Below are 10,610 nucleotides of genomic sequence, written 5' to 3' on the forward strand. Positions count from 1 at the left end.
CTCTAAATTTTGGTATCATAACATCACCTCATCCCCAACTTTCACTTTCTCATACACGTCCTTCGTAACCACAAACACCCCGTAGTCACGAATCGTAAGCGTGTATAATTTGCCATGTCGTCCTTTCTCGACGACCTTACCAAATATCTCAGCGCCTGCGTTATCCGCCTTGTAGATAACCATCGGCTTTTTCTTTTCTAGTTCTGCAATCCTGTCCATCTGCCAGATGTTTAGTCCAGCAGATACCAGAATCCAGATAGCTATGAATCGTTTCAATCTGTGACCTCCTCAAATTTCATAAACGTCATCCAATGCGTAGTACCTCTTTGTTGTCCAAACAATGGTTTAAAAGGTACAGATTTAAGAACCTCTTTAACGTTGATTTGACAATCAGACCATTTAAAAACTAGAGTACCTCCAACTTTTAGAACTCTCATGCATTCTTCAAAACCCTTGGCTAAATCTTCCGGCCAGGTAACTTTATCCAGCTCGCCATATTGTGATCTCATAATTGAGTTTTGACCTGCCCATTTCAAATGTGGCGGATCGAATACTACTAGATTAAATGTTTCATCATCGAATGGCATATCACGAAAATCTCCGACAACGTCAGGGTTTACGTTTACCTTTTTCCCATGTATTTCAAATTTTTCTTGTCTGATGTCCATGAAAGTTGTATGACTCTCATTTTTATCAAACCAAAACATACGACTGCCACAACAAGCGTCTAGTATTCGTATATCTCCCATTATTCCACCTCCTCAAAATAACTATGAAATTTACTTAAATTGACAATAGCGACCTCTTCAACAAAATGCTTTTCAATGTCAAAGTCTGGGTCATTTTTACTAAACTCTTTCTTTATCGCTTTTTCGGCCAGCGAAGGTAAAGCGAATATGCTTGCTCCGTTTTTTAGGGTCAGCGCTTGACCGTGTTTATTTACTATTCGATAACCAACATCAAACGGTCTAATTTCCATTGGGATTTTTATGCGTTTACTTTGATTCTTCATTCCTTCTTCAAGCGTTTGTATCATCACTCCACCTCCTCAACTTCAACACCCTCACAATCGAACACCCAGCCGAAACCAGCTTCTTCAAGTTCTTTGCGGGTGAATTTATAATTTCCAGTAATTATATTTTGGTTAAAATAAAGAACCTTCCCTGATTGCGTTTTAGTCAAAGGTTGCCCATTATTCAGACTAACAAAATACCGCTTCTCTTTTTCGACCTCGTAGCCGTCAAGCCATGCACGAGCAACTAAATCAAATGGTCTTTCTTGCATAAACCATTTCCTAACTTCATCGTTCGTGAAATCAAATTCGAATAATTCTGCCACGTCTTTACAAGCTTTTCTAGCTTCCTCAATCCATTCAGCCACAAACTGCGGAACTTTGACTTTCTGCGGTTCGTCTAGTTGTTCCAAGTCTCTTAGAACGGTTTTTAGAATAGTTTTTCCGCTAACAATACCTACAACACATTCAACCGCTTCGTACTTCTTAATCAATGACTTAATATTCATCTTAGTTTCCTCCATAAATCAAATAAACTGCAATAACTACCTGAGCCATGCTTGGCGAATAGCCAATCCAATCATCAAACTCCTTAGATTTTGGCAACCAACCCTTAGTAGCTCCCAATTCATAGTCTGTAGGCTTTTCATCAGCAAAGATGCATTCCATCGCTCCCATAAACGTCATACCATCTTCTGCCATTTCCCAAAAATAGTCCGCCCGGTCTTTCACCGCTTGTGGTAAATCTTGCTTGGGAGGTTGCGGCTTCCCGTCTTCTACCGTCCAGTTGTATACTGCATTAACTTTTTTCTTTAAATCTTCCATCATCTTCCAACTCCTCATTATATTTTTCTACCAATTCATGCAACCACGACCAACGTTCGGTTTCTTCAACGATTTGGTCAACTTCCCTTTCTTGCAACCAAGCTGAGAAATTAACCACATTATCAATGTAGATTGTGTCGTAATCGTCCCAATCCCAAACAGTTAAATAAATTTCTGTTTCAGTTCCATTTTCATCTTCAACCGTTATTGAACCATTTTCAACCCACGCTGTACCAAAACACAATTCGCAAGTGCCAGTCTGTTCTTCTTGAAAATCTGAATGGTATTCTGTCACTTTATATTTCATCTTCCAACTCCTCCACTTTCCCTCTCAATTCTTTATTCTTTTTCTTCAACAAATCGCGCTCCAGCGCTCTAATCCGTCTCTTGCGTGCATCGCACGGTTTCGAATACTCGATTATCTTCTCTTCATTTTGCTCAATTGTGCGTTTCAGTCCTTCGATTACTACCTGTTTATCGTAATTCATCGTCTAAAAATCTTTCAATAGCTTCTCTATAGGAGACTTCCGCCATACCGTCTAAGTCGTTCAGGGCTTCAATATAGTCTGGACGCCCTTGCCCATACTGCTTTTTCAAAAACTCAACAAAGAGATGAATTTCCTGATAGGTTACTCCAACCATATTTCTTACCTCCCACTAAAACGGAAAATCATCTTCCTCAAGGGCGTATCCTGGCATTTGTTCCTCAATATTCGAACGGTTAGCAGTATCATCACGCTTTTCAAGTCGCTCAAAACCATCTGCGACCACCTCAGTCAGATAGACCCTGCGCCCCTCCTGATTCTCGTAGTTCCTTGTCTGGATGCGACCCGTCACACCGACCAGATTACCCTTCTTGCACCATTCTGCGAATAGCTCCGCCTGCTTGCGCCACATCATACAGTTGATAAAGTCTGCCTCTCGCTCGCCGTTGGCTCCCTTGAAATTCCGATTGACCGCCAGAGTAAAGGTAGCAACCGCCACATTCGACGGTGTATGTTTTAATTCAGGGTCTTTCGTCAAGCGCCCCACTAACGTAACATTATTGATCATCTTTCTTGTCCTTTCTTGCTGCACGTTCTCCGATTAAGTAGCCGAGAAATAGCCATAGAATAGCCATGCCAAATTCTTTAATAAGTTCAATCATTTTCTTATCCTCCTGAAAAAAGTTGCTAAATAGTAACAATCCTTCGCACCATAGTCAAACCGTGTCGTCCGCTGACCAATGTGCTTCTGAAACCTTGGCTGAGTGATAGCCGAGAAAGCCCACTGATGGTCTTCCATCTGCTCAATGAGATCATCGACATTGTCAAACCTCCCAAGGTAAAACTTGCAGTGCCCGTTGTAGACGAAGTAAAGCTCTAACATCACTCCACCTCAACAGGGTAAAAGGTCCCAAAGGAACCCCTCAATGCCTTTCCTACCTGTAGGGCTGCCCCCCGAGAAACAAACCGCAAGGCTTTCTTCTCCTCAGAATATGAAATGTCCAAGCCGGTCACTCCGATAACCACGGATCTCAGAAAGGGCTTATCCTCTCTTGTTCCATGTCTTAAAATAAACATCAGCTACCTCCATTCTAAAAATAGTGCTTCCGCTTGTTTGTCAAGTCATTAAAAACCATCAAATGGTCTTTATCTACACCCTTCATCAGTCTGGACATAAAGGGTCTGCCATATCTTTTCTGAATATCAGCAGAAGTCAAATTGGTGGTAATGATTGTATTTGAACGCTTATTCAGGATATTGTAGAGGATAGTAAACGACCACTCACTATCCTTTTCCATGCCCAAATCATCCAAAACCAAGAACTTAGCACTGGCAATTTTATTGACCAGAAACTCTTCCTGACTAAAATCAGCTTTAATCTTCATCAACAAGTCCGTCACATTGATAAAAATCGCAATCTCTTTCGTGTACTCAGATAGAGCCTTAACCATCGCAAAGGCCAAATGGCTCTTACCAGTTCCAGCTTCTCCTTGTAACACGATGTTGTTCCTAGCCCCCTCAGACCACTCACGACAAATCCTCTTTGCAAAAGCTAGCTTTTCCGCTTCTTTTTCAGTGGGTGTCTCAAAGTTGTCCAAAGTCGCATTTTTCAAAACCTCATCATAAAGAGAAAACTTCTCAAGATAGTATTTCCTCTCTCGCTCATTCTCAGCGTCGGCCAGTTCATTCACTCTTGCTTGATTCTCCTCATGGATCCGCTCAGATTCACACATGCGGCATACAACACTCTCAGTCCGCAATATCTTTATCAAAGGAATGTTATGCTTTTCGCAAAACTCATCTTGTTGTTCTGTATTCCTGTGATAAGATAAGGCAATCTCCTCAAACACATTGTCTACCATGACAGACGACCTCCACATTCATGCCAGCTAGCCATTTCAGACAAGCATGCAACCACTTGATGAATTGGTTGGTCTGCTAAAAGAGTTTTCTTCTCGTAGCTTAACGGATAATAGTCAATCTCGAATTGTTCAATTAGTTCTAGTACCCCCATTCGTCCTTGGCCTCCTGTTCTTCTTTCTTATCCTTGTTCTTCTTTTCCGATTGACGAACCTGTTCAACAGTGGTAACATTGTTCATCTGCCAATTTCTTAAAATCCCACCAATATATTTGATGTTCGGCTTTCCTGAGTTAATAGCAGTCTTCAGTGCTTCCTTTACCAAATTCACATCATTCTCATTTAGTAGATGGTTGATTTCTTCAATTTCAAATCCAGATAAGAGTCTACGAAACTCAGATTGAAAAAGTTCTAAAATATTTTCTTGACCACCACTACTATTAGTAGTAGTTATTCTTTTCTTATTCTTATCTTTATCTAATCTATTCTTATTCTTATCTTTATCTTCTTCTAGTGCGTTACCGTCCGTTACTGTAACGTTACCTGTAACGTTACCAAGAGCAAGATTTTTCTGTTTTTTACGGTATTTGGCTACACGGTTGCGTGTCTGTTCCTTTATTTTCTCCATTCCGTCAACGTTTTGATGTTTTTCCCAATTTGGCAAGCTAATAATACCATCGATAATCTCAATCATCCCAAACTGTTCAAAAACTCCAATAGCCATTCTTACTGTATTCAATGGTCTACGAAAAATAGTAGCTAACATTTCATCTGTATAGTGAACCTTATCAGTCATCATCAACAAACCATTACTGTTATGTTTTCCAGCAAGTGTCAAAATCTTGAACCATATCACTAAGATGGCATCAGGATCAGGCAAGGCATCAATCAGGCAAATCTTTTCATCGTCAAAAATATCGGTTGTGATTTTTATCCACTTAATTTCAGACATACCTAGCACCCCACTTCCTACGGTTAGCGCGATACTTCATTCGCATATCCTCATAGATGTACCTGCCTTCCAGCTCCATTTTTTCAATCTTTAGCAGCTTATTTTTAAGCTCCACATCACGATAGTCCTTAGCTAGTTTTTTATAGTCTGTTAGGTATTCTTTGACTAGTAATAGATTTTTATAATCGTTTTCCCATGTCGTAATAAAATGTCTTGAAGTTGATTCCCTTCCTTCCAGTTCTTTAACAATCATAATCAGGTTATCCAGCGATTCAATCAATTCTTCCATTTCCTGACCTCATCATTACAAAAGTCTGATTGCAGACTGTTTCGGCTCTGGCAAGGCTAGAGGCTCAGGGCGCAATCCTACAGGCGGTTCGTTGTCGTAGGTGAAACCCTTGAACTCTCTACGGATATTCTTGCGGATTTCTTGCCATTTATCCTCTCTACCACGTTCATAAGCTTGGTTATAGCCTTGGGTAATCATAGACGCAAATTCTTGCTCTTCTCGTCTTTCTTTTTCCTTACGCTCCTCTTGCAATTTGATATGACGGCAAAGCCCTGCAAATCCAATCAGCAAAGCTCCAACACCCATCAACTGGTCTAAAATCGGTGGTTCAAACATTTTTTAATCTCCTAAATAACTTTTTCTTTCAGTGTTTCAAAAACTTCAAACTTCAAATTTGTCTGTTCTTTTATTTTCTTCAATACACTAAGCACTGTGTCATCTTCGTTAAACTGAATAATGGTATCACTTATAACTAGTTCGTAGATGTTAGACATAATTCTATTATCAGTCTCTGTTTGTTCATCGGATTCTAGTTCTGAATCGATTTCGTTCTCATAATTTTTGAGAGCGTTAGCGGATTCATTAAATCCATGAAGTAACAATGTTCTCTGTAAAATTTCATTCACATCAATGTATTTATCTAAGCTTTCTCTTTCTCTTGCTCGTTTTGTTTCTTCAGGAAACAGAATATGCATTCTATCAAATATTTTGCTAAGTATTTTTACATTCTTTTTGGTTGGTTTTGTCTGAGTATTTACAATACTAGCCATCGGATATCCTTTAGTAAATCCAAGTTTTAAATCTAAATCACTGGCAGAAGACGAAACTTCTTTTCTAAGATTTTTTAAAATATCAATAAGCAAAGTTGCCCACATTATCGACATAAAATCATGACCAAATGAACCGTTGTAATCATTTGGTTTGTCAAGTGGATTAAATTTCTCGTTGGATAAATCTTGTACAATTTTTTTAAGATTTTCATCTTCGTGCTCATATCTTTCAAAGAATTTTCGTAAACCTGGTCTATTCTCTTTTTTCATCTTATGTTTGTATGCTTTTTTATTATTCATCTTCTCTCTCCTTACGCTCTTAATTTTCGTACTTCTTTCTCTAATTCCAAAATTTCATAAACATCATTGACATCGTACATAATATCTTTCCCTTGCTTACGAAATCTTAACCCTTTACGTTCTAATTTCTTAATATAGGCATGAGTAAAGCCAAACTTCTTCATCAAAGCCTGTTGATTGATTGGCATACGATCATTCTCTAACTGCTCCTTGACCTGCTTTTCAGCAAAAGCCAATAATTGATTTGTGAACAATTCAGCACTTTCGCCGTCTAATCGTAATTGTAACGTTATACCTTCCATTTTCTACATCCTCTCAACTATGCGGGCAAGCATTTTTGTGATATAATGGTTTAAATTGTTTTAGTATGCGCCTGATTGCCGTCAGGTGCTTTTTTGCGTTGTTGTCAAACTGTATTACTTTCCATCGCCCTGAGTTCTATCTCATGGCTGACTTGTTTCAATAGCTTCTCACATGCTATCTTAGCTTCTCTGTATGTTGTAGATTCGCTGATGAAGTAATCAGCAAGTTCGATGATTTTGTCTTCCATTTAACCTCCTATATCGGTCTTGAGACTGATGTAATATCCTCCTAAATTGCTATAATACTCTTGACTAATATCTCTCCCGTTTTAGTCAAAAATTTAACAGAAAGGAGGTTCAAAAAATGAGTAAGCTTAGCCATAAGCCAAACCACGTTGTTAAGAAACTAACCTGGGAAAATCTCGATAATATTCTATTATCTAATTTTTCAGAGTCGACTACTGATAAACCTAGCGCAGTAATTCAGTTATCTGATTTCGAAATGTCTAAAACTGAAATTATCGAAGAAGCAACTGCTCAAGGTTATCAAGTTATCGATAATTCTGATGGTTACTTAAAGTTTCTATAACGAATTTTAAAGATGATATATTTGTACGATTTACATCAATATCTCTTTTTAACTTAGCGATCTGTCTATCAGATTGCTTTTTTCTTTTCCCACTATACGGATATCGTCTTGGTCTCATTTCATACCCTCGTTCTACTTTCCATCGCCCTGAGTTCTATCTCATGGCTGACTTGTTTCAATAGCTTCTCACACGCTATTTTTGCTTCTCTGTACGTTGTAGATTCGCTGATGAAGTAATCAGCAAGTTCGATGATTTTATCTTCCATTCAACCTCCTATATCAGCCTCAAGACTGATGTAATATCCTCCTAAATTGCTATAATACTCTTGACTAGGACCTCTCACCGTTTTAGTCAAAACTTCAGCAGAAAGGAGGTTCAAAAAATGAGTAAGCTTAGCCATAAGCCAAACCACGTTGTTAAGAAACTAACCTGGGAAAATCTCGATAATATTCTATTATCTTATTTTTCAGAGTCGACTACTGATAAACCTAGCGCAGTAATTCAGTTATCTGATTTTGAAATGTCTAAAGCTGAAATTATCGAAGAAGCAACTGCTCAAGGTTATCAAGTTATCGATAATTCTGATGGTTACTTAAAGTTTCTATAACGAATTTTAAAGATGATATATTTGTACGATTTACATCAATATCTCTTTTTAACTTAGCGATTTGTCTATCAGATTGCTTTTTTCTTTTCCCACTATACGGATATCGTCTTGGCCTCATATCCTCACCCCCTTTCAAATGTGGTATAATCAAAATAAAAATGATTGGAGAAATCTTATGGATTCTAATCAACTATTCTGCTTATTTTGCGGTTGTTCTATTCCAAAGCACTACGATACATTCCGAGAAGACGAACACTACTTTTTGATTCGTCGTTCACATTTTATAAGTGACGAAAATATGAGCGATAAAATAAAAATACAATCAATGAAGTGTCCAAACTGTCATAAAGTTTCGATTGATATCGTGGGCGTTGGTAGTCAATTTCCAAATCGTATTATGCACTTCAACCCTATTTCACTTGCAAAAGTCTATCCAGACTACATCCCTCAGGCTATCAGAAGTGATTATGAAGAAGCTCACGCTATCTTAGATCTCAGCCCCAAAGCTTCTGCTACCCTCTCTAGACGTTGTCTACAAGGAATGATTAGAGATTTTTGGGGAATTTCTAAAGCAAGGTTAGTAGATGAGATAGATGCTTTAAAAGAGGCTGTTGACCCTAGCACTAAAAATGTACTCGACGCTCTACGAAAACTTGGAAACATTGGCGCCCATCCAGAAAAAGATGTAAATCTTATAGTGGATATCGAATCAAATGAGGCTCACAAGTTGCTGAAGTTTATAGAACTACTTATGCAAAAATGGTATATTGAACGCCATGATAACGAGCAATTACTACAAGATATTTTAGATTTGGACAAAGATAAACAAAATCAACGCAAACCTAAAAATTCTTGATAATGCGGAGAGCAAGGATCTAACTCAAATATTAGATTGCCGTCCATGTTATAATACTGTTCTACAACCCTAATGCCATCCGTCTCGGTTCCTTCGCCTCTCAAAATTGAAAGATGGATAACTTTTTCAACCTTCAACTCATCAGGTCTACCACGTCTATCGTGGTATTTTTCTTTTTGTCCTGGCATTCCCCTACTCCTTATCTTTTTTATCACATCGGTACTTCACTATCTGACGGATAGTAAAAGACACAACCACAAATCCTGCTAGGATTATCAATCCAATTTCTTCACTCATTGCTTTTCACGGCAAATGATGGTACACTATCAAGTAGAGGTTGGGGCTTCTGCCCCTTTCTCTACTTTTTCTTAAGCTCTTTGTCTTTGAGCTTGTAAGCTAAGTACTGCTTATGCCAAAGACGAGCTTCGTTTACTAAGCCTAGTACCAAGATGACGGTTGTGGTGTCCTTGGTTGCTAGGCTTTTTATGATGTGTTCCATCATTCGCCTTACCTCCTGTTTTATTTTGCTCTTGGAGCAACAACCTGCCAAGGATTCGAACCTTGGTGATACCAATCAGGCTACATTTAGTTTATCAAACATTCCTGCAAATGCTGCATCAAAACGAATGTCATCGATTTCCTCTTGAGTGAAACCAGCATCAAGAAGGTAATGCTCTTGACGTTCAATCTCTTCTGCTAACTCTGTCCATCCAAAAGCGAATTGACGGCAGTTAGTACAGAATGTTTCAAGTTGGCTGTAGAGGAAGTTTTCCTCGTAAGTACCTTGGATTAAAGTTTCCTTAGCTACTGCTTTAAAGATGTTGATTGCTTTCTCGTTTAATGTGTTCATGGTGTTTTCCTCCGGTTTGTTTTGTTATTTCCTTAAGCTTGATTATATTATACTACACTTCAAGTGTAGTTGCAAGTGTTTTTTGCCTTTTTGTTAAAAAAATTTTACTTTTTTACACTTTAAGTGTACAATAGGGGTATAAAACAAAGGAAAGAAAGGAGTTAGCGAATGGATTCATTGGCTCAAAATATAAAGTACTATCGTAAACTATCTGGACTTACTCAAAAGGAATTGGCTAAGAAACTGTCAGTGGCTCCTACTGCTATATCGGCGTGGGAAGTTGGTAGAAACCAGCCTCTAATGAATAATATAGAGCAGATGTCTGCTATTTTTGGTATCAAAAAATCCCTGCTACTCGGTGAAGATTTTTCAAGTCATGTTGATAAAGCCACTTCCCCAATCCAAACCATCTACGACGAACTAGAACCACCTAGACAGGGCAAAGTCCTGAATTATGCAAAGAGGCAACTGGACGAGCAGAAAAACGAAGAAGAAACGAAGATAAACGAAGTATCGGAGAAAGTTCTCGACTTGTACCAAGTTGAGGTTGTATCTGAGACAGCCGCAGCTTCTGGATTTAACTATGGATTTGGGTACGACGATACAGACAGAGAGACTATAGAGGTTGACCAGCAACCGCCACGTCACGACATTGCGACTAAGGTCAGCGGAGACTCCATGCAGCCTGACTACCAAGACGGAGATATTCTCTATTTAGTAGACAAAGGACTGACCACCTACAACGGAGACCTAGCAGTTATCGCATACGGAGACCGTTCTTACTTCAAAAAGATCTATACCGAAAACGGACGCTTACGCCTCGTATCACTCAATGACAAGTACGAAGACATCACCCTAGACTTCCCACCAGCCGAAGACACACACATCAAGATCTATGCAGTTATCGGGGTGT

General features: G+C 38.8%; 27 protein-coding genes. 4 read left to right on the forward strand and 23 right to left on the reverse strand.

Annotated features, from left to right (window positions below; translation table 11 throughout):
* Positions 1-15: 15 nt before the first annotated feature.
* The 19 genes from HT703_RS06240 to HT703_RS06320 form a co-directional block, all read right to left on the reverse strand.
* Positions 16-276: a DUF1372 family protein gene (locus HT703_RS06240; RefSeq protein WP_000819332.1), complete on the reverse strand. Its 261-nt coding sequence runs from the start codon at positions 274-276 to the stop codon at positions 16-18.
* Positions 273-749: a class I SAM-dependent methyltransferase gene (locus HT703_RS06245; RefSeq protein WP_000502463.1), complete on the reverse strand. Its 477-nt coding sequence runs from the start codon at positions 747-749 to the stop codon at positions 273-275. Before HT703_RS06245 ends, HT703_RS06240 begins: the two co-directional genes overlap by 4 nt.
* On the reverse strand, positions 749-1,036 hold the full coding sequence (locus tag HT703_RS06250) for a hypothetical protein (protein ID WP_172928374.1): 288 nt from the start codon (positions 1,034-1,036) through the stop codon (positions 749-751). Before HT703_RS06250 ends, HT703_RS06245 begins: the two co-directional genes overlap by 1 nt.
* Entirely contained in the window at positions 1,036-1,521 is a 486-nt protein-coding gene (locus tag HT703_RS06255) for a DUF1642 domain-containing protein (RefSeq protein WP_172928373.1), read from the reverse strand. Before HT703_RS06255 ends, HT703_RS06250 begins: the two co-directional genes overlap by 1 nt.
* A gap of 1 nt (position 1,522) precedes the next feature.
* Positions 1,523-1,840 carry a hypothetical protein gene (locus HT703_RS06260; RefSeq protein ID WP_172928372.1) on the reverse strand — a complete coding sequence of 106 codons (318 nt, stop codon included), beginning with the start codon at positions 1,838-1,840 and terminating at the stop codon, positions 1,523-1,525.
* Positions 1,812-2,144, reverse strand: coding sequence for a hypothetical protein (locus tag HT703_RS06265; protein WP_172929983.1), 333 nt, complete (start codon positions 2,142-2,144; stop codon positions 1,812-1,814). The genes HT703_RS06260 and HT703_RS06265 overlap by 29 nt, the downstream gene beginning before the upstream one ends.
* Positions 2,134-2,325, reverse strand: coding sequence for a hypothetical protein (locus HT703_RS06270; protein WP_023938752.1), 192 nt, complete (start codon positions 2,323-2,325; stop codon positions 2,134-2,136). Before HT703_RS06270 ends, HT703_RS06265 begins: the two co-directional genes overlap by 11 nt.
* On the reverse strand, positions 2,312-2,479 hold the full coding sequence (locus HT703_RS06275; protein ID WP_000233205.1) for a hypothetical protein: 168 nt from the start codon (positions 2,477-2,479) through the stop codon (positions 2,312-2,314). Before HT703_RS06275 ends, HT703_RS06270 begins: the two co-directional genes overlap by 14 nt.
* Before the next feature lie 15 nt (positions 2,480-2,494).
* Positions 2,495-2,890, reverse strand: a complete 396-nt coding sequence (gene ssb / locus HT703_RS06280; RefSeq protein WP_000609556.1) for a single-stranded DNA-binding protein — start codon at positions 2,888-2,890, stop codon at positions 2,495-2,497.
* A gap of 90 nt (positions 2,891-2,980) precedes the next feature.
* Positions 2,981-3,205: a hypothetical protein gene (locus HT703_RS11740; protein WP_138702330.1), complete on the reverse strand. Its 225-nt coding sequence runs from the start codon at positions 3,203-3,205 to the stop codon at positions 2,981-2,983.
* Positions 3,205-3,399, reverse strand: coding sequence for a hypothetical protein (locus HT703_RS12145; protein ID WP_345890289.1), 195 nt, complete (start codon positions 3,397-3,399; stop codon positions 3,205-3,207). Before HT703_RS12145 ends, HT703_RS11740 begins: the two co-directional genes overlap by 1 nt.
* 14 nt (positions 3,400-3,413) lie before the next feature.
* On the reverse strand, positions 3,414-4,184 hold the full coding sequence (locus HT703_RS06285) for an ATP-binding protein (protein WP_000228207.1): 771 nt from the start codon (positions 4,182-4,184) through the stop codon (positions 3,414-3,416).
* Entirely contained in the window at positions 4,178-4,336 is a 159-nt protein-coding gene (locus HT703_RS06290) for a hypothetical protein (RefSeq protein ID WP_164496823.1), read from the reverse strand. The genes HT703_RS06285 and HT703_RS06290 overlap by 7 nt, the downstream gene beginning before the upstream one ends.
* Complete coding sequence (locus tag HT703_RS06295; protein WP_054388386.1) at positions 4,324-5,133, reverse strand: phage replisome organizer N-terminal domain-containing protein; 810 nt, start codon at positions 5,131-5,133, stop codon at positions 4,324-4,326. Before HT703_RS06295 ends, HT703_RS06290 begins: the two co-directional genes overlap by 13 nt.
* Positions 5,126-5,422 carry a hypothetical protein gene (locus HT703_RS06300; protein WP_000391808.1) on the reverse strand — a complete coding sequence of 99 codons (297 nt, stop codon included), beginning with the start codon at positions 5,420-5,422 and terminating at the stop codon, positions 5,126-5,128. Before HT703_RS06300 ends, HT703_RS06295 begins: the two co-directional genes overlap by 8 nt.
* A gap of 15 nt (positions 5,423-5,437) precedes the next feature.
* A complete protein-coding gene (locus HT703_RS06305) occupies positions 5,438-5,758 on the reverse strand; it encodes a hypothetical protein (RefSeq protein ID WP_054388388.1) in 321 nt (106 codons plus the stop codon).
* A gap of 11 nt (positions 5,759-5,769) precedes the next feature.
* Positions 5,770-6,492, reverse strand: coding sequence for a hypothetical protein (locus HT703_RS06310; protein WP_138702332.1), 723 nt, complete (start codon positions 6,490-6,492; stop codon positions 5,770-5,772).
* 11 nt (positions 6,493-6,503) lie between these two features.
* A complete protein-coding gene (locus HT703_RS06315; protein WP_023937079.1) occupies positions 6,504-6,794 on the reverse strand; it encodes a hypothetical protein in 291 nt (96 codons plus the stop codon).
* A 104-nt stretch (positions 6,795-6,898) separates the two neighbouring features.
* Positions 6,899-7,042, reverse strand: coding sequence for a hypothetical protein (locus HT703_RS06320; protein WP_166727862.1), 144 nt, complete (start codon positions 7,040-7,042; stop codon positions 6,899-6,901).
* Between the two features lie 116 nt (positions 7,043-7,158).
* Between HT703_RS06320 and HT703_RS06325 the strand changes: the two genes are divergently transcribed.
* On the forward strand, positions 7,159-7,383 hold the full coding sequence (locus tag HT703_RS06325) for a hypothetical protein (RefSeq protein WP_000040988.1): 225 nt from the start codon (positions 7,159-7,161) through the stop codon (positions 7,381-7,383).
* A 119-nt stretch (positions 7,384-7,502) separates the two neighbouring features.
* Here the strand turns inward: HT703_RS06325 and HT703_RS06330 are convergent, their stop codons facing one another.
* Positions 7,503-7,649: a hypothetical protein gene (locus tag HT703_RS06330; protein ID WP_023396448.1), complete on the reverse strand. Its 147-nt coding sequence runs from the start codon at positions 7,647-7,649 to the stop codon at positions 7,503-7,505.
* A gap of 117 nt (positions 7,650-7,766) precedes the next feature.
* Here HT703_RS06330 and HT703_RS06335 point away from each other — a divergent pair, with 117 nt between their 5' ends.
* Positions 7,767-7,991, forward strand: coding sequence for a hypothetical protein (locus tag HT703_RS06335; RefSeq protein WP_000040990.1), 225 nt, complete (start codon positions 7,767-7,769; stop codon positions 7,989-7,991).
* Between the two features lie 175 nt (positions 7,992-8,166).
* Complete coding sequence (locus tag HT703_RS06340) at positions 8,167-8,847, forward strand: DUF4145 domain-containing protein (protein ID WP_023937598.1); 681 nt, start codon at positions 8,167-8,169, stop codon at positions 8,845-8,847.
* Here the strand turns inward: HT703_RS06340 and HT703_RS06345 are convergent.
* From HT703_RS06345 to HT703_RS06355, 3 genes are all read right to left on the reverse strand, one after another.
* Entirely contained in the window at positions 8,823-9,035 is a 213-nt protein-coding gene (locus HT703_RS06345; protein ID WP_023934689.1) for a hypothetical protein, read from the reverse strand. The two genes, HT703_RS06340 and HT703_RS06345, sit on opposite strands and share 25 nt — an antisense overlap.
* Positions 9,036-9,205: 170 nt before the next feature.
* Entirely contained in the window at positions 9,206-9,349 is a 144-nt protein-coding gene (locus HT703_RS06350; protein ID WP_000969964.1) for a hypothetical protein, read from the reverse strand.
* Between the two features lie 72 nt (positions 9,350-9,421).
* A complete protein-coding gene (locus HT703_RS06355) occupies positions 9,422-9,697 on the reverse strand; it encodes a hypothetical protein (RefSeq protein WP_023937601.1) in 276 nt (91 codons plus the stop codon).
* 168 nt (positions 9,698-9,865) lie between these two features.
* Here HT703_RS06355 and HT703_RS06360 point away from each other — a divergent pair.
* Positions 9,866-10,610 (forward strand): S24 family peptidase (locus HT703_RS06360; protein ID WP_172923251.1); only part of this gene is annotated, 745 nt, incomplete at its 3' end.

The sequence above is a fragment of the Streptococcus sp. 3874 genome (assembly GCF_013276425.1).
GTDB classification, from domain to species: Bacteria; Bacillota; Bacilli; order Lactobacillales; family Streptococcaceae; genus Streptococcus; species Streptococcus pseudopneumoniae.